Consider the following 22,951-nt stretch of genomic DNA (forward strand, 5'->3'; position numbering starts at 1 on the left):
TGTACGGCGGCGAACGGGCCCGTGTCCGAGGCGCGGCGCGGGGTGAAGGACGGGACGAAGAACGACAGGGGGTGCGCGACGGGGCGATGGTCGTGGTCGAGGGCCTGCACCGTAGCTACGGCAGCGGTGCAGGGGCCGTGCACGCCCTGCGCGGAGTGTCATGCAGAGTTCCGCGCGGTGAACTCGTCGCCCTGCGTGGCCGCTCGGGATCCGGCAAGACCACACTCCTCAACCTCGTCGGCGGTCTGGACATTCCCGACTCCGGCCGGATCGCCGTTGACGGCATGCTCCTGGACGGTCTGCGCGAGAGCGCGCTGCTGGCGATGCGCCGCGACCGCATCGGGTTCGTCTTCCAGTCCTTCGGGCTGATACCGATACTCAGCGCCGCTGAGAACGTCGGGGTGCCGCTGCGGCTGAGAAAGGTGCCGCCGCGTGAGCGCGAGGAACGCGTCGCCCTGCTCTTGTCGTTGGTGGGCCTCGCCGATCATGCGGATCAGCGGCCCGGCGAGCTGTCGGGCGGCCAGCAACAGCGGGTCGCCATCGCCCGCGCCCTCGCCAATCGACCCTCCTTGATCATCGCGGACGAGCCCACCGGCCAATTGGACGCCGAGACCGGCATGGAGGTCATGGAACTGCTGCGCGCCGTCGTCCGCGGTGAAGGTGTCACGGCCCTGGTCGCCACACATGACGCGAACCTGCTTGGCCTGGCCGACCGCGTCCTGGAGCTGAGCGATGGGGTGATCACGGAGGCGGCGTGAGGGCGGACCTGGCGCTCCGCGCCTGGCCAGGATTGCGGGGCGGGGGGATCCCCCCCCGGGGAGAGGAGGGGTGGGCGCGGGGGCATGAGGCGGAGAGGGCGAGCCCAGAACCGGTGTTTCCGGGCTGCGAAGGGGAACAGTCGCCCCATGGTCGTTTCTGTCGCGCATATCAGTGATCCGCACATCACCACGGGGGCGCTGGCGGGAGAGCCGGCGGCTGGTCTGCAGCGGGCGCTCGGGCGGGTGTTGGCGTTGGATCCGCGGCCGGAGTGTGTGGTGATCACCGGGGACCTGGTGGATCGCGGACGCTTGGACGAGTACGAGGCGCTGCGGTCGGTGGTGGGCCGGTTTCCGTTGCCGGTGTACTTCGTGACGGGGAATCATGACGATCCCGAGGCGCTTGTCGCGGCGTTCGGCGGCAGCTCGTATCTGGGGGAGACCGACGGGACGGACTACGTGGTGGAGCGTCCCGGCCTCACCCTCGTGGCCCTGGATTCCTCTCTCCCCGGTACGCCGGCCGGGCGGCTCGGGCCCGAGCGGCTGGCGTGGCTGGACGAGGTGTTGTCCCGCGGCCCGGGTGTGCCCACGTTCGTGTGTCTGCATCATCCGCCGATGCCGGTCGGCATTCCGTTCCTTGATGAGATGCGGCTGCGTGACGGGGACGAGCTGCGCGCGGTGATCGCCCGTCATCCACAGGTCGTACGGGTGCTGGCCGGCCATGTTCACCGGCCGATCGTGGCGGCGTTCGGCGGCAGCACGCTGGCCATCGCGCCCAGCACGTACCGGCAGAGCGAACTCACCCTGCGCGCGGACCGGATGATCGGCTACGTCCACGAGCCGACCGGGTTCCTGCTGCATGTGCTCACCGAAGGGGACGGCGGCTGCGTGACGCATACCGTGCAGGTCAGTCACGCGGCCGCGTTGACCGGCGGGTATTAGCCGGCCGGCGGACTACCAGACGTCGCCGTCGCGCCAGTCGCAGGTGAGGTCCGCGTCGAGGTCGAGCGCTGTCGCCGTCGGCAGGACGTGGATGCAGCCGTCCTCGTCGGCGGTGCGGCGGATGCCGTCCGGAGTCAGGGCCCAGGAGGCGCCGCGCCAGAGTTGCCAGCCGCGTGCCGTGTAGAAGTCCGCGGCGGCGTCGGCGGCGCCCAGTGCGCCGAGGTCGTAGGCGGCGCGGATCACCCGTTCGAGGGCGTTCATCATGGCCGCGCCATGGCCCCGGCCGCGGCGGTCCGCGCGGACCCCGACGCCCTCCACGTAGCCGCAGCGCAGCGCCCGGCCGCGGTGCAGCAGCCGCCGCTGGACGACGGATGCGTGACCGATCAGTTCGCCGTTCTCGTGGACCAGCGCATGGATGCCGCCGAGCGAGTGTTCCCAGTCCTCCGCGGTCATGTCGTCGAAGACGTCGTACAGCAGGATGCGGGCCGCCTTCAGGGTGGCGGCGTCCAGATCGCAGGTATGGGCGGTACGTAACGCGGTCATGCGGCGCATCCTCGCAGTCCGTACGCGTCACGCGTCCGGGGCGAGGGTTCCCCGGCGTCCCCGGGCCTGCGTATCAGGCGGATGGGCCTGCGTATCGCCGTGGATCGGTCTGTCCATCGGAGCGGTCGGTCCGTGTGCCGGAGTGGTCGGTCCGTGTACCGGAACGGCCCGGCCCGTGTACCGGATTGCGCCGGGCCGGTGTATCAGAGTCGCGTCAAGACCAGGCGCAAAGCCGCCACCTGCGGCTTTTATCCCCCTGTGGGGTCTGTAGGGTCGCAGCAGGTTCAGCCCGGTGGGGGCGGCTTTCACGTAAGACAATGGGGCCATGGCACGCGGCAAGCTACGGATTTATCTCGGCGCGGCACCGGGCGTCGGCAAGACGTACTCGATGCTGTCCGAGGCGCACCGGCGCGTGGAGCGGGGTACGGACGTCGTGGTGGCGTTCGTCGAGCACCATGGCCGGCCCCGTACCGAGGTCATGCTGCACGGGCTGGAGCACATCGCGCGCCGGGAGCTGGAGTACCGCGGTGCGTCATTCACCGAAATGGACGTGGACGCGGTACTGCAGCGACGCCCGGCTGTCGCGCTGGTCGACGAGCTCGCGCACACCAACGTCCCCGGTTCGCGCAACGGCAAGCGCTGGCAGGACATCGAGGAGCTGCTGGAAGCCGGGATCGATGTGATCTCGACGGTCAACATCCAGCATCTGGAGTCGCTCGGCGACGTGGTCGAGTCGATAACGGGTGTGCGTCAGCAGGAGACCGTTCCGGACGAAGTCGTCCGCCGTGCCGACCAGCTCGAACTGGTCGACATGTCGCCACAGGCGCTCCGCCGCCGGATGGCGCACGGCAACATCTACATGTCCGACAAGGTGGACGCCGCCCTGTCCAATTACTTCCGGCCGGGCAACCTCACCGCGCTGCGTGAGCTGGCGCTGCTGTGGGTCGCCGACCGGGTGGATGAGTATCTGCAGGAGTACCGGGCCGAGCATTCGATCCGCTCCACCTGGCAGGCGCGTGAGCGCATCGTGGTCGGGCTGACCGGCGGTCCCGAGGGCCGTACGCTGATCCGCCGCGCGGCCCGGATGGCGGCCAAGGGCTCGGGCAGCGAGGTGCTCGCCGTCTATATAGCGCGCAGCGACGGCCTGACCTCGGCCTCGCCCAAGGAACTGGCCGTGCAGCGCACGCTGGTGGAGGACCTGGGCGGTACGTTCCATCACGTCATCGGCGACGACATCCCGCCGGCGCTGCTGGAGTTCGCGCGCGGGGTGAACGCCACCCAGATCGTGCTCGGGTCGAGCCGCCGGAAGGCCTGGCAGTACATCTTCGGGCCGGGGGTGGGGGCCACCGTCGCCCGCGAATCGGGGCCCGATCTCGATGTGCACATCGTGACGCACGAAGAGGTGGCCAAGGGCCGGGGGCTGCCGGTGGCGCGCGGGGCGCGGCTGGGGCGGGCCCGGATCGTGGCCGGCTGGCTGGTCGGCGTGGCCGGTCCGGCGCTGCTCTCACTGCTGCTCACCAGCGTCGTGAACGGCCCGGGGTTGGCCAATGACGTGCTGCTCTTTCTCTTTCTGACGGTCGTCGCGGCGCTGCTCGGCGGGCAGCTGCCGGCGCTGGCTTCGGCCGCGGTCGGTTCGCTGCTGCTCAACTTCTATTTCACGCCGCCCACCCACACCCTCACGATCAGCGATCCGAAGAACATCGTCGCCATCGTGATCTTCTTCGCGGTGGCGGTGTCGGTCGCCTCGGTGGTGGACCTCGCCGCCCGCCGCACCCACCAGGCGGCCCGGCTGCGCGCCGAGTCGGAGATCCTGTCGTTCCTCGCGGGCAGTGTGCTGCGGGGCGAGACGACGCTGGATGCCCTGCTGGAGCGGGTCCGGGAGACCTTCGCCATGGAGACGGTGGTGCTGCTGGAGCGCAACAGCGACGTCGACCCGTGGACGTGTGCGGGCCGCGCCGGTGACGCGAAGAGCGGCGACCCGCTGCTGAGGCCGGAGGACGCCGATGTCGATATGCCGGTGGGCGACCATATGGCGCTGGCGCTGACCGGGCGGGTGCTGCCCGCCGAGGACCGCCGGGTGCTGGCCGCGTTCGCCGCGCAGGCCGCCGTCGTACTGGACCGGCAGCGGCTGGTCGGCGAGGCGGAGCGGGCCCGTGAGCTGGCCGAGGGCAACCGGATCAGGACGGCGCTGCTGGCGGCGGTCAGCCACGATCTGCGGACCCCGCTGGCGAGCATCAAGGCATCCGTCACCTCCCTGCGCTCCGATGACGTCGCCTGGTCCGAGGCGGACGAGGCGGAGCTGCTGGCCGGCATCGAGGCGGGCGCCGACCGGCTCGACCACCTGGTCGGCAACCTTCTGGACATGTCGCGCCTGCAGACCGGCACGGTCACCCCGCTGATCCGCGAGATCGACCTCGATGAGGTGGTGCCGATGGCGCTCGGCGGTGTACCGGAGGGCAGCGTCACCCTCGACATCCCCGAGGAGCTGCCGATCGTCGCCGTGGATCCGGGGCTGCTGGAGCGTTCGGTCGCCAACCTCGTCGAGAACGCGGTGAAGTACAGCCCGGACGGGGAGGCGGTGCTGGTCTCGGCCAGCGCGCTCGGCGACCGGGTGGAGCTGCGGATCGCCGACCGCGGGCCGGGCGTCCCGGACAGCGCCAAGGACCGGATCTTTGAGCCTTTCCAGCGCTACGGGGACGCCCCGCGCGGCGCCGGAGTGGGGCTGGGTCTCGCGGTGGCCCGCGGTTTCGCGGAGGCGATGGGCGGCACGCTCGCCGCCGAGGACACCCCCGGAGGCGGCATGACCATGGTTCTCACGCTGCGGGCCGCGGCCGGCGGGGTCCCGGTCCGCCCCGATCTTCCGGCCCAGGCCATCACATGAGCCCGGCCGCCCCCACGACCCCTCCCGCGGGCCCGGCCCGGCGGGGACCGACAGACCGTAACCACGAGGGAGAACGCCAGTGAACCGGGTGCTTGTGGTTGATGACGAGCCGCAGATTGTCCGCGCCCTCGTAATCAACCTGAAGGCGCGCAAGTACGAGGTGGACGCCGCCCCCGACGGGGCCACCGCCCTTAAGCTCGCCGCCGCCCGCCACCCCGATGTCATCGTCCTGGACCTCGGCCTGCCCGACATGGACGGCGTCGAGGTGATCAAGGGGCTTCGGGGCTGGACGCGGGTGCCGATTCTGGTGCTCTCCGCCCGCCAGACCTCGGACGAGAAGGTCGAGGCGCTGGACGCGGGGGCGGATGACTACGTCACCAAGCCGTTCGGCATGGACGAGCTGCTGGCCCGGCTGCGGGCCGCGGTACGCCGGGCCGAGCCGACCGGACCGGCCGAGGACGAGGTGATCGTCGAGACGGACGGTTTCACCGTCGACCTCGCCGCGAAGAAGGTCAACCGCGGAGGCCGGGACATCCGCCTCACCCCCACCGAGTGGCACCTGCTGGAGGTCCTGGTCCGCAACCAGGGCCGCCTGGTCAGCCAGAAGCAGCTGCTCCAGGAGGTGTGGGGGCCCTCGTACGGCACCGAGACCAACTATCTGCGGGTCTATATGGCCCAGCTCCGCCGCAAGCTGGAGAGCGATCCCTCGCATCCCCGGCACTTCATCACGGAGCCGGGGATGGGGTATCGGTTCGAGGGGTGAGGGGGCGGGGGGTCCGGCCGGGGGTCCGGGGGTTGTCCCCCGGGCGGATGCAGTATCACGGAGCCGGGGATGGGGTATCGGTTCGAGGGGTGAGGGGGCGGGGGGCCGGCCGGGGGTCCGGGGGCTGTCTCCCGGGACCGGGGCTCTCGCGAGCGGTGACGCCGGTCATGAGGTTCGTGAGCGGCCCGTGATCTGCGGTACGGGGCACCGGTACGCTGGGGTTATGAGTGCTGGGACCCGATCCGAGAAGCCGGCCGGTCGCTTCCGCCGGATGCTCGACAGGCTGTCATCCTCCGAGGAGGAGCTGCAGAGCGCTGAGCTGCAGCAGGACACGCAGGCGACGGGGTGTACCCGTATCTGCGACTGCGACGACCGCCAGATAGTCAAGGTCACCGGCACCCTGCGGCATGTGACGCTGCGGCCGCGCGCCGGTGTGCCCGCGCTGGAGGCGGAGCTGTTCGACGGTTCCGCCGCTCTCGACGTGGTGTGGCTCGGCCGCCGCTCCATCGTCGGGATAGAGCCGGGCCGTAAGCTCATCGCCTCGGGCCGGGTCTCCATGAGTCACGGACGCCGGGTGCTCTTCAACCCGAAGTACGAACTCCGACCGCTCGGACAGGAGTAGCCGGTGACGTCTCACGACCGACCACCGACCGACCGACCGACCACTGACGACAGCGCATCCGCAGCAGATGCGCCACCGTCGTCCGGCCCCCAGGCCCCTCAGGACGCCGACGCCAGAGCGGTGACCGAGAAGGCGCTCTTCGAGGCCTTCGGCGGCATCCGCGGCACGGTGGAGACCGTCCTCCCCGGTTTGCTGTTCGTCGCGATCTTCACGATCAACAAGGACCTGCACATCTCGGCGATCGCCGCGCTGGCCGTCTCCCTGGTGCTGACTGCCGTACGCCTGGTCCGCCGGGACACCGTCAAGCACGCCTTCAGCGGTGTCTTCGGGGTGGCCTTCGGCGTGGTTTTCGCGATGATGACCGGCAACGCCAAGGACTTCTATCTGCCGGGCATGCTCTACACCCTCGGCCTGGCTCTCGCCTACATCATCACCACGCTCGCCGGTGTTCCGCTGATCGGGCTGATCCTGGGCCCGGTGTTCAAGGAGAACCTCTCCTGGCGCACCCGCAACCCGGGCCGTAAGAAGGCGTACGCCAAGGCCAGCTGGGCCTGGGGACTGATCCTGCTCGCCAAGTGCGCGATTCTCTTCCCGCTGTACTGGTGGGCGAACACCGCGCAGCTCGGCTGGGTGCTGGTGGCGCTGAAGATCCCGCCGTTCCTGCTCGCGGTCTGGCTCACCTGGGTCTTCCTGACGAAGGCGCCGGCGCCGATCGATGTCTTCGCCGAGATGGAGGCGGAGGAGGAGCGCGAGAAGGCCGAGCGGGCGGCCGCGAAGGAGCGCCAGATCCTGGGGGCCGTCGCCGACGACGTCTTCCAGGGCTTCGCGGACGAGGCCGCCGCGGAGGCCGCCGAGCGCCCGCAGGGGCCGCGCCACCGCCGCTGACGCACACCGCACACGCCGGGGCCCGGGAACCGCTTGGTTCCCGGGCCCCGGCGTCTGTGGGGGGAGGGCGGACGCTAGGCGTCGGTCCGCCGCACCGACAGCAGGTCCTCCAGCTGCTCCTCGCGCGATTGGGCGGCCACGAACAGCAGCTCGTCGCCCGCCTCCAGCGCGTCCTCCTTGTTGGGCGTGAGCACCCGCGTGCCGCGGATGATCGTCACCAGGGAGGTGTCCTCGGGCCAGTCCACATCGCCGACCCGGGTGCCGGCCAGTGCGGCCTCCGGGGGCAGCGTGAGCTCGACGAGGTTGGCGTCGCCGTGGCTGAAGCGCAGCAGCCGTACGAGGTCGCCGACGCTCACTGCCTCCTCGACCAGGGCCGACATCAGGCGCGGCGTGGAGACCGCGACATCGACGCCCCAGGCCTCGTTGAACAGCCACTCGTTCTTGGGGTTGTTGACCCGGGCGACCACCCGGGGCACGCCGTACTCGGTCTTGGCGAGCAGCGAGACGACGAGGTTGACCTTGTCGTCGCCGGTCGCCGCGATGACGACGTTGCAGCGCTGCAGTGCCGCCTCGTCGAGCGAGGTGATCTCGCAGGCGTCGGCCAGCAGCCATTCCGCCAGCGGCACCCGCTCGACCGAGATGGCGGTCGGCGCCTTGTCGATGAGCAGGATCTCGTGCCCGTTCTCCAGGAGCTCACCGGCGATGGACCGGCCCACCGCACCCGCACCCGCGATCGCGACTCTCATGCGTGTGCCTCCTCGGGGCCCGTGGCGAATGCCGCTTCGACCTTCTCGACCTCGTCGGTGCGCATCATGACGTGCACCAGATCGCCTTCCTGCAGCACCGTCTGCGAGGTCGGCAGCATGGCCTCGCCCAGCCGGGTGAGGAAGGCGACGCGGACGCCGGTCTCCTCCTGCAGCTTGCTGATCTTGTGGCCGACCCAGGCCGGGGAGGTGTGCACCTCGGCGAGCTGGACGCCGCCGCTGGGGTCGCGCCACATCGGCTCGGCGCCCGAGGGCAGCAGCCGGCGCAGCATCTGGTCGGCCGTCCAGCGGACGGTGGCGACGGTGGGGATGCCCAGGCGCTGGTAGACCTCGGCGCGGCGGGGGTCGTAGATGCGGGCGGCGACATTCTCGACGCCGAACATCTCGCGGGCCACCCGGGCGGCGATGATGTTGGAATTGTCGCCGCTGGAGACGGCGGCGAAAGCGCCCGCCTCCTCGATACCGGCCTCCCGCAGGGTGTCCTGGTCGAAACCGACGCCGGTCACCCGGCGGCCGCCGAAGGCGGAGCCCAGGCGACGGAACGCGGTCGGGTCCTGGTCGACCACCGCGATGGTGTGCCCCTGGCTCTCCAGGGTCTGCGCGAGCGCGGAGCCCACGCGACCGCACCCCATGATGACGATGTGCATGCTGGTTACCCCGTGCCCTGAATTAGCGCGCTGACCTGCCCAAACACCCTGCTCACTACCTTCTTCTCCGAGTGCCGGCGACACGCGGCCACTGCTCACGGTCGTGAGGCTACGGCCCGCGACCGGGACCTCGTGCGCGTCAACGGGCGCGTTGGGCGCGGCGCGGTCCGGTACAACCGTAGCTGTATTGCCGTCCCCGGTAAGGGGCGCGGTCGACCCTGGTCGGATGTGGGGCCGGACCGGCGGTGCGCCGGCATTTCGCGCCGGGCTGCGCCGCGTGGCGCCCGTAAGGCACGCTACGAGGTGTGCCCAACCTGCCTCAGCAGCCCCAACAGGGCTCCTACGCCCCGCACATGGTGGTCTGTGGTGACGATGCGCTCGCGCACCGGCTCGCCGCGGAGCTCAAGGACGTCTACCGCGAACGGGTGACGCTCGTCGTCCCCTCCGCCCGGGAGCCGCACCGGCCCCGTATTCCGCCGCCGGCCCGCGCGCTGGTCCGGGCCACGGCGCTGCGCATGGGGTCTCCCCTGCTCGAGCACGGTTCGCGCGCCTGGGAAAGGGTGTCTGCGGCGGTGACGCGGACGACGCTGCTGCCGAACGACCCGGTGCCGCCCGCCGGGGCGGACGCCGGTGACGAGACGCCCGAGGAGCCGGTCCGGATCCTGGAGGCGGTGGAGGCCGATGACGCCGTGCTGACGGCGGCGGGCATCGCCGAGGCGGGCGCGCTGGCCCTGGTCTACGACGACGATGAGCTCAACATCCATGCCGCGCTGCGCGCCCGCCGCCTCAACCCCCGGCTGCGGCTGGTGATCCGGCTCTACAACCGCAAACTCGGCCAGCATCTGGAAGCGCTGCTCGACCAGGCCGCGACGGTCGCGTCCCTGGGCAGCGAGGATGCCGGGCACGCCGACGCCTCCACGACCGTGCTGTCCGACGCGGACACGGTGGCCCCGGCGCTGGCGGCCACCGCGGTCGCCGGTACCAGCAAGGTCATCGAGGCGGACGGGCTGCTGCTGCGCGCCGTCGAGCGGATGCCGGTGCCGCCGGGACAGCCCGCCGGGCCCGGCCTGTGCACCCTGGCGGTGCTCACCGCCTCCGCCACCGACCCGGCCGCCGTCAACGGCACAAGCTCAGTCAACGGCACATCCGCCGGCAACGGACCGGCAGTGGCGCCGGGTTCGGCGGCCGGGGATGAGCGCCCGGTGCTGCTGCCGGACGACGAGACGGCCGCGGCGGCCGGCGGGCGCGGCACCGTCGTCCTGGAAGCCGTCTCCTATGCGGGGCGCACGGCGCGCCCGCGCCTGCTGCGCGGCCGGGGCGCGCCGCTCGCCTCGCTGTTCTCCCGGCGGCTGCGCTGGTCACTGGCCGGTGTCGTCGGCGCGGTCCTCGCCCTGGCCGTCGCCTCCGTCCTCACCACCGGCGAAACACCCCTGCGCGCCGTCTACCTCACGTTGCTGGACCTGTTCGCCATCGATGACCCGGCGATCGGCGAGGCGCTGCCCCGCAAGATCATCCAGCTGTTGTCCGGGCTCACCGGGATGCTGCTGCTGCCGGTGCTGGTCGCCGCGGCGTTCGAGGGCCTGGGCACCTTCCGCAGCGCCTCCGCGCTGCGCCGCCCGCCGCGGGGACTGTCCGGGCATGTGGTGCTGCTCGGACTCGGCAAGGTGGGCACGCGGGTGCTGACCCGGCTGCACGAGCTGGGCGTCCCGGTGGTGTGTATCGAGGCCGACCCGGAGGCGCGGGGCATCGCGCTGGCCCGCCGGCTGCGGGTGCCCACCGTCGTGGGGGACGTCACGCACGAGGGTGTCCTGGAGGCCGCGAAGGTCGACCGGGCGCACACCCTGCTGGCCCTGACCAGCGAGGACACCACCAACCTGGAGGCGGCCCTGTACGCCCGCTCGGTCAAGCCCCGGCTGCGGGTGACGCTGCGGCTGTTCGACGACCGGTTCGCCTCCGCCGTCTACCGCACCCTGCGTGCCGCGCACCCGTACGCGCTGACCCGGAGCCGCAGCGTGTCCTTCCTGGCGGCGCCCGCCTTCGCCGGCGCGATGATGGGCCGGCAGATTCTGGGCGCGATTCCCGTCGAGCGCCGGGTGCTGCTCGTGGCCCGCGTCGAGGTACGGGGCCATGCCGCCCTGGAGGGCCGCACGGTCGGTGAGGTGCTGCGGCCGGGGCGGCTGCGGGTGCTGGCGGTCGACGTCTCGGCGCCCGACGAGGCGGAGCGGGACGCCGCCGGAGGCGCGCCGCAGCCGGGAGCGGAACGCGAACCGGCGCGGCTGGTCCACGAGCTCGGTGACGGTTACGTCCTGCGGCCCCAGGACCGGGTCCTGCTGGCCGCCACCCGCCAGGGGCTGGGCGATCTGCTGGCCCGGCGCCCGCGCCCCGCCGATGCCCAGCGGGGCTGAGACCGGCCACCCTCCAGCGGCTGTGACGAACACCACGCTTCCCGCCCACACCGGGCGTCCCGCGGGCGATGTGTGGGCGTGACGTGCGGATTGTGTGCGGGTGCCGCGCTCGGCCGGGCAGCTGCGCAGGTCAGATGCGCCGCGGCGCACCCCGTCGCGCCCACCCGTGCGGGTGGCGGATGGCCGCGGGTCTTGACGAAGCCTTAGCATCCTCTGCGTGTCCAAACTGACCGACGTGCCCAAACGGATCCTGATCGGGCGCGCACTGCGCAGCGACAAGCTCGGGGAGACCCTGCTTTCCAAGCGCATCGCACTCCCCGTCTTCGCCTCCGACCCGCTCTCCTCCGTGGCGTACGCGCCGGGCGAGGTGCTGCTCGTCCTGTCCGTCGCGGGTGCGAGCGCGTACAGCTTCAGCCCGTGGATCGCGGTCGCGGTCGTGGTGCTGATGTTCACCGTCGTGGCGTCGTACCGGCAGAACGTGCACGCCTACCCGAGCGGCGGCGGCGACTACGAGGTCGCCACCACCAACCTCGGCCCCAAGGCGGGCCTGACCGTCGCCAGCGCACTGCTGGTCGACTACGTCCTGACCGTCGCCGTCTCCATCTCCTCAGGGGTGGAGAACCTGGGCTCCGCGATCCCCTTCGTCGTCGAGCACAAAACACTCTGCGCGATCGCGATCATCGTTCTCCTGACCCTGATGAACCTGCGCGGGGTCAAGGAGTCGGGCAAGCTCTTCGCGATCCCGACCTACATCTTCGTGGCCGGCGTCTTCATCATGATCGCCTGGGGCGCCGTCCGTGGCCTGGTCATGGGCGACACCATGAAGGCCCCCACCGCCGACTACACCATCCACGCCGAACAGGGCGGGCTGGCCGGCTTCGCCCTGATCTTCCTCCTCCTGCGTGCCTTCTCCTCCGGCTGCGCGGCGCTCACCGGCGTCGAGGCGATCTCCAACGGCGTGCCCGCCTTCCGTAAGCCGAAGTCCAAGAACGCCGCCACCACGCTGGCCCTCATGGGCGGCCTGGCCGTCACCATGTTCTGCGGCATCATCGCGCTGGCCATGACCACCCACGTCAAGATGGCGGAGATCCCGGCCAAGGACCTCCTCGACCACGGCAAGCCGCTCGGCTCCGGCTACACCCAGAACCCGGTCATCTCCCAGGTCGCCGAGGCGGTCTTCGGCAAGGGCTCGTTCCTCTTCGTCGTCCTCGCCGCCGCCACCGCGCTGGTCCTCTTCCTGGCCGCGAACACCGCGTACAACGGCTTCCCGCTGCTCGGCTCGATCCTCGCCCAGGACCGCTATCTGCCGCGCCAGCTGCACACCCGCGGCGACCGCCTGGCCTTCTCCAACGGCATCGTCCTGCTGGCCGGCGCCGCCGCCGTCCTGACCTACCTCTACGGCGCGGACTCCACCCGCCTCATCCAGCTCTACATCGTCGGCGTCTTCGTCTCCTTCACGCTCAGCCAGATCGGCATGGTCCGCCACTGGAACCGCCATCTGCTGACCGAGAAGGAACCGGCCAAACGCCACCGGATGCACCGCTCCCGCGCCATCAACGCCTTCGGCGCCTTCTTCACCGGTCTCGTCCTCGTCGTCGTCCTGCTGACGAAGTTCACCCACGGAGCCTGGGTGGCCCTGCTGGGCATGGTCATCTTCTTCGTCACCATGAGCGCGATCCGCCGCCACTACGACCGGGTCGCCGACGAGATCGCCGCCGAGGACACCCCGGACGACGACGTCGTACGCCCCTCCCGGGTGCACTCCATCGTCCTGGTGTCCAAGGTCCACAAGCCCACGCTGCGCGCCCTGAACTACGCCAAGCTGATGCGCTCGGACACCCTCGAAGCGGTCAGCGTCGACGTCGACCAGGCCGACACCAAGGCGCTCAGGGAGGAGTGGGAGCAGCGCGGCATAGAGGTCTCCCTCAAGGTCCTCGCCTCCCCCTACCGCGAGATCACCCGCCCGATCATCGACTACGTCAAGTCGCTGCGCCGCGAAAGCCCGCGCGACGCGGTCTCGGTCTTCATCCCCGAGTACGTCGTCGGCCACTGGTACGAGCACCTGCTCCACAACCAGTCCGCCCTGCGCCTCAAGGGCCGCCTCCTCTTCACCCCCGGCGTCATGGTCACCTCCGTTCCCTGGCAGCTGGACTCCTCCGAGGCCGCCAAGCTGCGGGCCCGCAAGCGCGCCGAGTGGAACGCTCCCGGTGCGGTACGGCGCGGCCCCGTCGCCGCCCAGCCGAAGAAGGAGAAAGCGGCCACGAAGAAGTAGGGGGCCGCTGTGCGGCACGGGTGCGCCAAGAAGTAGGGGGCACCCGGCGACGGGACGTAAACTTGACGGTCGGCCTCCAGCCCGGAGGCCGGCCGTCACCCGCTCGCCGCCCCCCACCCCAGGAGCCCTCCCCGCCATGCAGACAGAACCGAAGAAGTCGCTGGTCGGCGAGGAGCACGAGGTCGAGATCGGCCCGGTCGCCCACGGCGGCCACTGCATCGCCCGTACGGAAGAGGGCCAGGTCCTCTTCGTACGCCACGCCCTCCCCGGCGAGCGCGTGATCGCCCGCGTCACCCACGGCGAAGAGGGCGCCCGTTTCCTGCGCGCCGACGCCGTCTCGGTCCTGGTCGCCTCCAAGGACCGCGTCGAGGCCCCCTGCCCCTTCTCCGGCCCCGGCAAATGCGGCGGCTGCGACTGGCAGCACGCCGCACCCGGCGCCCAGCGCCGCCTCAAGGGCGCGGTCATCGCCGAGCAGCTGGAGCGGCTGGCGGGCCTCTCCCCGGCGGACGCCCACTGGGACGGCACCGTCGAGCCCGCCCCCGGCGACAAGGTGGCCAAGGGCGAGGTCCCGGCCTGGCGCACCCGCGTGCAGTACGCGGTCGACGCCGACGGCCACGCGGGCCTGCGCAAGCACCGCTCCCACGACATCGAGCCGGTCACCCACTGCATGATCGCCGCCCCGGGCGTCTCCGAACTCGGCATCGAAAAGCGCGAGTGGCCCCAGATCGCCACCGTCGAAGCGATCGCCGCCACCGGCTCCCACGACCGCCAGGTGATCCTCACCCCCAAGCCCGGCGGCCGCCTGCCCATCGTCGAGCTCGACAAGCCCGTCTCCGTCCTGCGCATCGGCGAGAAGGACGAACAGGTCCACCGCGTCCACGGCCGCCCCTTCGTCCGCGAACGCGCCGCCGGCCGCACCTGGCGGGTCGGCCACGGCGGCTTCTGGCAGATCCACCCCAAGGCCGCCGACCTCCTCGTCGAGGCCGTCATGCAGGGCCTGATGCCCAAGAAGGGCGATATGGCCCTCGACCTGTACTGCGGCGTCGGCCTCTTCGCGGGTGCCCTCGCCGAACGCGTCGGCGACAAGGGCGCCGTCCTCGGCATCGAATCCGGCAAGCGCTCCGTCGAGGACGCCCGCCACAACCTCGAGGACCTCGAGCGCGTACGCATCGAACACGGCAAGGTCGAGGCGATCCTCCCCCGCACCGGCATCACCGACGTCGACCTCGTCGTCCTCGACCCGCCCCGAGCCGGCGCCGGCAAAAAGACCGTCGACCACCTCGCCGCCCTCACCCCCCGCCGCATCGCCTACGTCGCCTGCGACCCGGCCGCCCTCGCCCGCGACCTCAAGTACTTCGCCGAGGCGGGGTATGTGCCGCGGCGGATGCGGGCGTTTGATTTGTTTCCGATGACGCATCATGTGGAGTGTGTGGCGATTCTGGAGCGCGCCGCAAAGGGCGTCTGACCTGTAGGTTCGGGTGGTGTGCGTTATGCGCGGTGTGGGCGTTACGGGCGATATCTTGACGCTGGAACGACGCTCGTGACGCTCAAATGACGCTCGTTCTGACGGGGTGCCAGTCTGCTGATTGCGCAGGTCAATGCGGGCGGAAGGCATGGTTCCGGAGGTCTGGCGTTGCGGAATCTTGACGAAAATCTGCCTGGTTTCGCCGTCGCTGATGGCGGTGGCGGGCGCGCTGCCAGATGTGGCTTATTAGCGGGCCGGGAGTCTGGCGGAGTGGGCGTTCGGTAGGCGGGTCCGTAGGGGCTCAAGCCCTTTGAGGTCCTCGGCGTGCGGCTCAGGGATTTCCGGTAGCAATGGTGAACCGTTGAGAGGGTTCAGGCGTTGCACGTGGGTCTCGGCCCATGCGATCCATGCCTCGACTTCGTCCTTGGCCGGCCCGGGCGGCAGACTCTCCGCGTGGAGGCGGAGCGCGCTGAGGTACTCGGCCAAGCCCGCTGCGCGCCGCCACGCCGCGTGTTGAGCCTCGAGGTGCTGGACTCGGTATGCCTCTGCGTATTCGGTCTTTGCCTGCCGCTTCGCGGCCTCCCACCGCAGGCGCTTCTGTTGTGCTGCCTCCAGGTCGGCCAGACGCTTGCGTTCGGCTGCCTCTCCGCGGAGACCGACCTCCTGCACGATCTCGGCGAGCTGGTCCTCAAGAGGGCGCCCCGGTGATGGACCGGACAGACATTCTCGGCCACCACCTCCACCCAGTCCTCCCGGGCCGGGCCAATCGCGCACCGGCACGGTTCAGAGATTGAGTTGAGCTTTGATCGGCAAACGCCCGCCACGGGCCGTCCGGGACGGCGGGGCCATCAGGCCGGGGGCTGTCCGGCGGATCGTGCCGGGGATGCACTGGATGCGCTCCATCGGAGGTCGTACACGTAGGAGCGGTCGTTCTTGAAACTGCGCCAGGCGGTGGCAGGGGGTTCGGTCTCGTCACTCCCCACCCCCGGCCGGCCAGGGGGTGGGCAGTGACGAGGCCGTCGGCGATCTCGCAGTGCCAGCCGTCGTTCGGCGACCAGACGCACCACACCTCCCCGTCCGTACGGCGGTAGGCGGGCCGGCCGTGGCGCTCGCCGACCTCTTCGAAATGGTAGTGGAGCCCGTCGGAACGGCGGACGAAGGTGAAGGAGGCAAAGGCCGTCATGGCATCGGGACTATAGGGGACACGGTCCCCGGCCGAGCACATGGATGATCAAGGGTCTCCACGGCCCGTGGGCCGCGGACCCGCCGGAACCGCGCCCGCGGTTCCGGCGGATGTGTCCTACGACTCGGCCAGAGCGACCTCGAAGCGCAGCCCGTCTTCGGCCGGTGCGAGGTCGAGTCCGTCGATGTTGCCCGCCGCCATCAGGTCCGCCGCGATGGCGGAGACCGTGTCCAGCTCGTCGGCGCTGCCGTGGACGCGGAGCTCGGCGACCGGCGAGCGCATGGGGCGCTTGGCGTCGCTCTTGGCCTTGCGGACCGCGCTGATGGCCTTCCCCGCCAGGGAGATCAGCGCGTCACCGCCGGCCGCACGCTCGCCGGCGGGCCGCGGCCAGTCGCTGGTGTGCACGGAGTCCGTGTGCCACCACGACCACGCCTCCTCGGTGGAGTACGGCATGAAGGGGGCGAAAAGCCGCAGCAGGGTCGACAGCGCCTGCCGCAGGGCGAGCCTGGCGGACTGCGTGGCGGCGCCACCGTCCTCGTCGTAGGCGCGCCGCTTGACCAGTTCTAGGTAGTCATCGCAGAAGAACCAGAAGAACCGCTCGACGCGCTCCAGTGCCGTGGTGTACTCGAAGTCGACCAGCGCGTCGGTCGCCTGCCGGATCACGTCGTCCAGGGCCGCCAGCATCGCCCGGTCCAGCGGCTCCGTGACCATGGCCCCGGCTTCCGGCTCGGGGAAGGACAGGACGAACTTGCCGGCGTTGAGCAGCTTGGTCGCAAGGCGGCGGCCGACCTTCATCTGGCCCTGGTCGAACGCCGTGTCGGTGCCGGGTCGGCCGCTGGCCGCCCAATAGCGGACCCCGTCCGGGCTGAACTGCTCCAGCAGCCCCATGGGCGTGACGACATTGCCCTTGGACTTGCTCATCTTCTTGCGGTCGGGGTCGAGGATCCAGCCCGAGAGCGCGGCGTGCCGCCAGGGCAGGGTGTGCGCGTCCAGCTCGGCCCGCAGCACGGTCGCGAACAGCCAGGTGCGGATGATGTCGTGGCCCTGGGGGCGCAGGTCCATCGGGTACACCTGGGCGTACAGCTCGGTGTCCGCCTCCCAGCCGCAGGCGATCTGCGGGGTCAGCGACGACGTGGCTCAGGTGTCCATGACGTCCGGGTCGCCGATGAAGCCACCGGGAGCGCCGCGCTGGCTCTCGGTGTAGCCGGGAGGCACGTCCGACGACGGGTCCACGGGAAGCGCGTCCTCGCTCGCCACGATCGGCGCGTCGTGCCGCGGCTGCCCCACGTCGTCGAGCGGGTACCACACCGGGAAGGGCACGCCGAAGAACCGCTGACGGCTGATCAGCCAGTCACTGTTCAGTCCGCGCACCCAGTCGTCGTAGCGCCCCTTCATGTAGGCGGGATGCCACTGCAGCTCCTCGCCGCGGCGGAGCAGCACGTCCTGGTGGGGCAGGGAGCGGATGAACCACTGCCGACTGGAGACGATTTCCAGCGGCTTGTCGCCCTTTTCATAGAACTTGACCGGGCGGACGGTCTTGCCCGGCTCGCCCTGGAGGTCGCCGGATTCCCGCAGCATGGCCACGACGCGCTCGCGCGCGGTGTGGACCGTCGCCCCCACCAGTTCGGCATGGGCCTTGCGCCCGTCGGGACCGTCCAGTCCGGTGGGCGGGTCCGGCAGGATGCGGCCGTCCCGGCCGATGACGGTACGGGTCGGCAGCCGGAGCTCGCGCCACCACTGGACGTCCGTGAGGTCACCGAAGGTGCAGCACATGACGATGCCCGTGCCGCGCCCGGGCTCCGCGGCCGGGTGCGCGAGCACCGGGACGTCCACGCCGAAGACCGGCGAGGTGACCGTGGTGCCGAACAACGGCTGGTAACGCTCGTCAGCCCTTGAGCCGGTGACGTGCGGCTGGTCCGAGTGGCTGTGATGCTGGCGTTCGCTGGGCAGCGGCTCCGGCGCGCCGCGCCAGGCTCCGCGCCCGAACCAGTCCGCCACCTCCTGCGCCGTGGGTCGGCTCTCGGGCTCCTTGGCCAGCAGACCGAGCAAATAGCTTTCGAAGGCGGGCGGTAGATCGGCGCCGAGTTGCCGGGGTGGGACGGGGGCGGCATCGAGGTGCTGATGAAGCACCGCGAGCGCAGTGTCCGCCTGGAACGGCGGTCGGCCGGTGAGGAGTTGGTAGAGCAGGCAGCCCAGGGAGTACACGTCGGATGCCGGGCCGGCGGTGCGGCCCAGGGCCCGCTCGGGCGCGAGGTAAAGGCTGGTGCCGACGATCTGACCGGTGGCGGTGAGCGCGGCACCGGGGTCGTCGAGGAAGCGGGCGATGCCGAAGTCGCCGATCTTCAGGGTGTCGTCGGCGCCCAGCAGGAGGTTGGCCGGCTTGATGTCCCGGTGCACGATGCCCTGCCGGTGCGCGGCGGCCAGCCCAAGGGCGGCCTGTGCGGCGATCTGGGCCACGTGCTCGGCGGGCAGCGGTCCGGAGACGGTGAGCCGGTCGGCGAGGCTGTCCCCATCGACGAGCTCCATCACCAGGAACGGACGGTCTTCGTGCTCACCGAAGTCGAGAACGGCGACCACATGCGGGTGGCTGAGGCGTCCGGCGGTCTGGGCCTCCAGCCGGAAGCGGGAGGGCGCGGTGGGGTCGGAGTCGTGGGGGAGCAGGAGTTTCACGGCAACCGGTCTGCCGAGCGTCTCGTCGAAGGCCCGCCAGACCTCCCCCATCGCGCCCCGCCCGATGGTGTCTCGCAGCCGGTATCGGCCCGCTATCAGCACTTGCTCTTCATCCTCATGCCCAAAGACGTCTTGATCGCCGTAAGCCATGACTCACCGTGGGGCGCGGATCAAGGTGCGGAGTGCCGCAGCGGCCTCAGCGTACCGGCCCTGCAACCTTGACTTTCCGGGCGGCGTAGAGCCCGGCTGCTACGGGCAGTCCCGCCAGAGGGCAAGGATGCGCGCATGGTTGGCGGCTGAGGCGTGACGGCTTTAAGTTGCTCTGTTCACAAGAGCGCTGGATTGGTGACCATCTCTCGCCACCAGTGACATTCCAGGGGCACAGCACGCTGGAAGGAGTGACCCGATCATGAGGGTCGAGGCGCTCGCTCTCCTGCGGAGGTACGCGGGCGCCGACCGCAGGAGCGGGCTGGTTCCCCCCGTGCCGGCCCGCTCCTGCGCGCATACGGCAGCCCGGGCGTCCCACGTGGCAATGCCCCGCGGGCTGCCGTCATCAGTTGACGGCTTGCCCGGCATTCACGTCGGCGACGAGCGACTGTCAGTTCTCCATCCGGAGGATCATCGCGCCAAGGCATTCTTTGGTGCAGCGGGCCCGCAGAAAGTGGATGGGGTCATCAGGCGAAGCACGTGCTGTCATGCAGAGCGCCGATGACGTTCGTCACGAGACGCGGGTGTTGGTGCCGGCTCCGCGCTCGGTGCCACTTGGCAGCACCCCGGAGTTCTGAAATCCGCATTCTCATGGCCCAATAACCAACACCCTGCACTCAAGGGACCCAAAGCGAGCGCACTCGGATCACTATCTCATGCCGGTCTTTTCACCCAATCGATGAGCCGAGCCCAGAAGTCGCCCCTCGATCGGCCCGGCCGACTCCCCGGGTACCCAGGAGCGTGTGTGCGTCGCGACGCCCCGCTCTGTCGGGTCGGCACAGATTCCGATCGAGTCGTCGCCTCGACTGAGCGTTCACGCTTGCGTTCCGCAAGCTCACACATGCACCGCTGAGCCGTTGGCACACCCTTGAGAACTTGGTCCACATGCCTTCCGCAGCCCTCATGGGTCAACTTCCGGCACGACCGACAGACAGCACGTTGACACATGATTACTCTCCCTTAGCCCTTCGTTTGACATATGCGACATTCGCGCCATCGCCGCAAGGAACTCCAGAATTTACACCCTCTCCATAAACGGCTGACTTGCGCCGGCGCGGGCAGCAAACACGAAGTCGAATCACGATCCAAGCGGCCTCGCCGGCGGTCGCAAATATCCGGACACGAGAGACAGACGCCGCAAATCCGTCGCGGGAGTATCTCACTAAGTAGTGCCAAGTGACCTGTTTGGAAAAATTCCCCGAGTTGCTCGGCACACCGAAACAATGATTGCATCGCGCCCGGTCGAGGAATTGAGGCACACCGCCTTCTGTCGCTGCCCGCCACCGCATTGCTTTTCAGACCGTCGACCGGGCCGGCGGGGGCAGGAATCGAGAACAGCAACCGCTCTCCCCCAACGGGTGGTACACCAGTCAGGAGGGAGCAACGTGGGTTGCTCACACGCCGCAGGATGCCCCCTTTTCCCCCTACTCAAGGCGAGCTTGCAAGGTTGGCGCGAGTACTACTGCGACAGCGCGGATCGATGGCTCGGCTGTGCGCGCTACCAGATGTCACTCACCGGCGAGCGCGTGCCGATCAGTCTGCTGCCCAACGGAGCCCAGGCGCGGCACCTCGAAGCCCCGGCCGAGGTGGACCAATCCAGCGCCACCCGGACGACCCGGCCACATGAGCAGTCAGGACCTGGAACCGCGACACCGGAGGCCATGGCCCAGTTCGGGGCAACACCTACGCGAGCAGGTGTCCGGCATCAGCAACCGTCACCACAGGTTGCCCGACCTTCGGACCGCCTCGCTGCGCCCGACTCAAAGCGCGGCTGGTGGGCTCGATTTGCCGATTGGATGAGAGGACCCGCATGAGTGCCTACTGGCCCTGGTGGGCGGGCGCTATCGGGCTCGCTCTGATCACCATCAACCACACCCTCATCACCGATCGGTCGCTCGGGGTGTCGGCCGCGTGGGATCGCGTGCTGCACTGGCGTCGCGAACGCCAGCTCGAGCGGATGGACGAGGAGTTCGCCGACGACCAAGCTCTGGCTGAGGCGCTTGCCGCAGCCACAGCGGAGCACTTCGGCACCGGCACCGGCGCGTCTACCGTGCCGCAGGAACCGTACGAGAAGTCGCAGCCGCTCGAAGCCGACGCCGAATCGGCAGCGAGTGAGCGCCCGGCAGCCACGAGCCTGCGCCCGGCCCCGCTGGTCACTCAGGCTGCCCTGCTGATGTCGATCTTCCTCGGTGGGTTCATCGCCGCGGTCGCCTCCGGGCGCTTCCACCTCCGCTACGACATGGGCCCGGGTTTTCGGGACCTGGTCACCGCCGATTCGACCACCATGATCGCCATGCTGTTCGTGGGAGGTGTGCTGGTCGGCTTCGGCACTCGGCTGGCCGGTGGGTGCAGCTCCGGCCACGGACTCAGCGGCTGCGGCCGGCTGCGGCCGGTCAGCATCGTCGCGACCGCCGTGTTCTTCGGCACCGCCGTCGCGGTGTCGTTCCTCCTGTGGAAGGTGATCTGATGCGCACCCGGGGCGCGATTCTGCTGGCCAACATCATCACCGGACTGGCCCTCGGTTATACCGTCACCAACATCGGTTTCGGCGACTACGCCGAGCTGAACCGCATGTTCACCTTCCAGGACCTGCGCATGTTCCTCTCCTTCGCGGGTGCTGTGGTGATCCTCGTGTGCGCGTTCGCTCTGCTGCGGGTCCGCCGCACCCCAGGGCGCATCCACGCCGGCGTGATCCCCGGCGCGGTGTTGTTCGGTACGGGCTGGGCGATCTCAGGTGGGTGCCCTGCAATCCCGGTCATCCAGGTCGCCAGCGGATACCTGCCTGCCCTGATCACCATCGTCGGCGTCATCGTCGGTATCCGGTTGTGCCGCTGGGTCAACGCCCGGTACTTCCACCTCGACCGCGGCTCCTGCGGGCTGTAACCAAGCACGCCCCCACCGACACGAGCCATGAAGGTTGGGGCTCTCGCTTTGACGATCTCCCCGACGGCCTGCGTCGCCCATGCCCACCTGGGACTGGGCGACGCAGAGCCCGGCTCCCGCGGCGTCACGGCAAGGGGCGCAAGGTCCGCGACGTGCCCCTGCCCTCAAGCGTGGCCAAGGCACTACAACAGCACGTGGAGTTCCTCGCACCCGTGCCGGTCACCATGCCATGGGACGATCCGCGTCCGCCACAGACCTCGGTAGAAGCCAAGCACCGTCGGCCCAGGACGTAAAACCTCCTGGTGACGGGCCGCGAGCATAAGAAGCCGTTGTCGTACCCGCCATGAGGCTTGTTTGGTCGAACAGGGTCCCAGATCGCGTGATCGTGAGGCGGTCTGCGCATGAAGACAGGGCCTCTTGGCGGCTCGGGACTATGAAGCCGGTCAAGCACTGGGAGGCGGCACTCGACACGCGCCTGGAGATCTATTCCAGGTCACGGTACACGCGCTCAATACGCCTCTGCAGGCTCGCCAGTTGGCACACCAAGGAGCCGCATTTTCAAACCGCAGCTATGCCCTTCTAGGCAGGCTGACTCGACGCGTGACGAGGAATGCCCAGACCGTAGGACACGGCCTGGGCTCTCGCTTGTTGTCTCTGGCCGTGATCTTACTTGGCCCGCGCATACCACTGCAGTAGCCCGCAACCTGTACACCGCCTGGCCACCACTCGATACACCGACTCATGTCGCCGCTCCGCTTGGTCCCCCGAACGCGAGACCACTAACTGTGAGTTACGGAACATGCGCGCGTACGGAACCAGCTCCTCCTGCGGCGCAGATAAGCCACAAGCCGTGCACGTTATTGCCTCACTCATGTGATCCTCGCTTGAGCTTGTTCCGCCTTGACGGACACCATCGGTGTGGTGGTCAGGCTGCGAGTGCGGTCTCGTATTCGGCGGGACTGCGGTAGCCGAGGCTGCTGTGTAGTCGGTGCAAGTTGTACCAGCCCTCGATGAAGTCGAAGATCGCAGTGCGGGCGGTGGCCCGGCTGGGCCAGGAACCCGTG

General features: G+C 69.9%; 17 protein-coding genes. 11 read left to right on the forward strand and 6 right to left on the reverse strand.

Features of this window, described 5'->3' with window-relative positions:
- The first annotated feature begins 86 nt into the window (after positions 1–86).
- Together ACZ4S3_RS38530 and ACZ4S3_RS38535 are read left to right on the forward strand one after the other, a co-directional pair.
- Positions 87–758, forward strand: coding sequence for an ABC transporter ATP-binding protein (locus ACZ4S3_RS38530; RefSeq protein ID WP_467943262.1), 672 nt, complete (start codon positions 87–89; stop codon positions 756–758).
- 147 nt (positions 759–905) lie between these two features.
- Positions 906–1,697: a phosphodiesterase gene (locus ACZ4S3_RS38535; protein WP_467943246.1), complete on the forward strand. Its 792-nt coding sequence runs from the start codon at positions 906–908 to the stop codon at positions 1,695–1,697.
- A 12-nt stretch (positions 1,698–1,709) separates the two neighbouring features.
- On the opposite strand, the gene ACZ4S3_RS38540 is transcribed toward ACZ4S3_RS38535, so the two are convergent.
- The gene (locus tag ACZ4S3_RS38540; RefSeq protein ID WP_467943248.1) at positions 1,710–2,249 is read right to left on the reverse strand and encodes a GNAT family N-acetyltransferase; all 540 of its coding nucleotides are present in this window, start codon (positions 2,247–2,249) and stop codon (positions 1,710–1,712) included.
- Positions 2,250–2,565: 316 nt separating this feature from the next.
- Between ACZ4S3_RS38540 and ACZ4S3_RS38545 the strand changes: the two genes are divergently transcribed.
- The 4 genes from ACZ4S3_RS38545 (at position 2,566) to ACZ4S3_RS38560 (ending at position 7,391) form a co-directional block, all read left to right on the forward strand.
- A complete protein-coding gene (locus ACZ4S3_RS38545; protein ID WP_467943249.1) occupies positions 2,566–5,121 on the forward strand; it encodes a DUF4118 domain-containing protein in 2,556 nt (851 codons plus the stop codon).
- A 79-nt stretch (positions 5,122–5,200) separates the two neighbouring features.
- The gene (locus ACZ4S3_RS38550) at positions 5,201–5,884 is read left to right on the forward strand and encodes a response regulator (RefSeq protein ID WP_467943251.1); all 684 of its coding nucleotides are present in this window, start codon (positions 5,201–5,203) and stop codon (positions 5,882–5,884) included.
- 223 nt (positions 5,885–6,107) lie between these two features.
- Entirely contained in the window at positions 6,108–6,506 is a 399-nt protein-coding gene (locus tag ACZ4S3_RS38555) for an OB-fold nucleic acid binding domain-containing protein (protein ID WP_362711830.1), read from the forward strand.
- Between the two features lie 3 nt (positions 6,507–6,509).
- A complete protein-coding gene (locus tag ACZ4S3_RS38560; RefSeq protein ID WP_467943252.1) occupies positions 6,510–7,391 on the forward strand; it encodes a DUF3159 domain-containing protein in 882 nt (293 codons plus the stop codon).
- A gap of 74 nt (positions 7,392–7,465) precedes the next feature.
- Here ACZ4S3_RS38560 and ACZ4S3_RS38565 read toward each other — a convergent pair whose 3' ends face one another.
- Both ACZ4S3_RS38565 and ACZ4S3_RS38570 read right to left on the reverse strand, forming a co-directional pair.
- A complete protein-coding gene (locus ACZ4S3_RS38565) occupies positions 7,466–8,137 on the reverse strand; it encodes a potassium channel family protein (RefSeq protein ID WP_467943253.1) in 672 nt (223 codons plus the stop codon).
- Positions 8,134–8,802 (reverse strand): potassium channel family protein, encoded by a 669-nt coding sequence (locus tag ACZ4S3_RS38570; RefSeq protein WP_467943254.1) that lies wholly within the window; start codon positions 8,800–8,802, stop codon positions 8,134–8,136. The genes ACZ4S3_RS38565 and ACZ4S3_RS38570 overlap by 4 nt, the downstream gene beginning before the upstream one ends.
- A gap of 353 nt (positions 8,803–9,155) precedes the next feature.
- Here ACZ4S3_RS38570 and ACZ4S3_RS38575 point away from each other — a divergent pair, with 353 nt between their 5' ends.
- The 3 genes from ACZ4S3_RS38575 (at position 9,156) to ACZ4S3_RS38585 (ending at position 14,944) form a co-directional block, all read left to right on the forward strand.
- Positions 9,156–11,207, forward strand: a complete 2,052-nt coding sequence (locus tag ACZ4S3_RS38575; RefSeq protein ID WP_467943263.1) for an NAD-binding protein — start codon at positions 9,156–9,158, stop codon at positions 11,205–11,207.
- A 217-nt stretch (positions 11,208–11,424) separates the two neighbouring features.
- On the forward strand, positions 11,425–13,479 hold the full coding sequence (locus ACZ4S3_RS38580) for an APC family permease (protein ID WP_467943255.1): 2,055 nt from the start codon (positions 11,425–11,427) through the stop codon (positions 13,477–13,479).
- Between the two features lie 136 nt (positions 13,480–13,615).
- Positions 13,616–14,944, forward strand: coding sequence for a class I SAM-dependent RNA methyltransferase (locus ACZ4S3_RS38585; RefSeq protein WP_467943257.1), 1,329 nt, complete (start codon positions 13,616–13,618; stop codon positions 14,942–14,944).
- A 1,300-nt stretch (positions 14,945–16,244) separates the two neighbouring features.
- Here ACZ4S3_RS38585 and ACZ4S3_RS38590 read toward each other — a convergent pair.
- Positions 16,245–17,252, reverse strand: coding sequence for a class I tRNA ligase family protein (locus ACZ4S3_RS38590; protein WP_467943265.1), 1,008 nt, complete (start codon positions 17,250–17,252; stop codon positions 16,245–16,247).
- A gap of 12 nt (positions 17,253–17,264) precedes the next feature.
- The gene (locus tag ACZ4S3_RS38595) at positions 17,265–18,899 is read right to left on the reverse strand and encodes a serine/threonine-protein kinase (RefSeq protein WP_467943258.1); all 1,635 of its coding nucleotides are present in this window, start codon (positions 18,897–18,899) and stop codon (positions 17,265–17,267) included.
- A 1,915-nt stretch (positions 18,900–20,814) separates the two neighbouring features.
- Between ACZ4S3_RS38595 and ACZ4S3_RS38600 the strand changes: the two genes are divergently transcribed.
- Positions 20,815–21,471 carry a YeeE/YedE family protein gene (locus ACZ4S3_RS38600; RefSeq protein WP_467943259.1) on the forward strand — a complete coding sequence of 219 codons (657 nt, stop codon included), beginning with the start codon at positions 20,815–20,817 and terminating at the stop codon, positions 21,469–21,471.
- Positions 21,471–21,887 (forward strand): YeeE/YedE thiosulfate transporter family protein, encoded by a 417-nt coding sequence (locus ACZ4S3_RS38605; protein ID WP_467943261.1) that lies wholly within the window; start codon positions 21,471–21,473, stop codon positions 21,885–21,887. Before ACZ4S3_RS38600 ends, ACZ4S3_RS38605 begins: the two co-directional genes overlap by 1 nt.
- A gap of 925 nt (positions 21,888–22,812) precedes the next feature.
- Here ACZ4S3_RS38605 and ACZ4S3_RS38610 read toward each other — a convergent pair.
- A complete protein-coding gene (locus ACZ4S3_RS38610) occupies positions 22,813–22,911 on the reverse strand; it encodes an IS3 family transposase (RefSeq protein ID WP_119589968.1) in 99 nt (32 codons plus the stop codon).
- Positions 22,912–22,951 lie beyond the last annotated feature (40 nt).

This window comes from Streptomyces sp. NPDC028368 (assembly GCF_055565615.1).

What these genes read in the sequence shown, in the direction of transcription:
- ACZ4S3_RS38530 (WP_467943262.1), top strand. Translation starts at nt 87, where the DNA reads ATGGTCGTGGTCGAGGGCCTGCACCGTAGCTACGGCAGCGGTGCAGGG.
- ACZ4S3_RS38535 (WP_467943246.1), top strand. Translation starts at nt 906, where the DNA reads ATGGTCGTTTCTGTCGCGCATATCAGTGATCCGCACATCACCACGGGG.
- ACZ4S3_RS38540 (WP_467943248.1), bottom strand. Translation starts at nt 2,249, where the DNA reads ATGCGCCGCATGACCGCGTTACGTACCGCCCATACCTGCGATCTGGAC.
- ACZ4S3_RS38545 (WP_467943249.1), top strand. Translation starts at nt 2,566, where the DNA reads ATGGCACGCGGCAAGCTACGGATTTATCTCGGCGCGGCACCGGGCGTC.
- ACZ4S3_RS38555 (WP_362711830.1), top strand. Translation starts at nt 6,108, where the DNA reads ATGAGTGCTGGGACCCGATCCGAGAAGCCGGCCGGTCGCTTCCGCCGG.
- ACZ4S3_RS38565 (WP_467943253.1), bottom strand. Translation starts at nt 8,137, where the DNA reads ATGAGAGTCGCGATCGCGGGTGCGGGTGCGGTGGGCCGGTCCATCGCC.
- ACZ4S3_RS38570 (WP_467943254.1), bottom strand. Translation starts at nt 8,802, where the DNA reads ATGCACATCGTCATCATGGGGTGCGGTCGCGTGGGCTCCGCGCTCGCG.
- ACZ4S3_RS38575 (WP_467943263.1), top strand. Translation starts at nt 9,156, where the DNA reads ATGGTGGTCTGTGGTGACGATGCGCTCGCGCACCGGCTCGCCGCGGAG.
- ACZ4S3_RS38585 (WP_467943257.1), top strand. Translation starts at nt 13,616, where the DNA reads ATGCAGACAGAACCGAAGAAGTCGCTGGTCGGCGAGGAGCACGAGGTC.
- ACZ4S3_RS38600 (WP_467943259.1), top strand. Translation starts at nt 20,815, where the DNA reads ATGAGTGCCTACTGGCCCTGGTGGGCGGGCGCTATCGGGCTCGCTCTG.
- ACZ4S3_RS38605 (WP_467943261.1), top strand. Translation starts at nt 21,471, where the DNA reads ATGCGCACCCGGGGCGCGATTCTGCTGGCCAACATCATCACCGGACTG.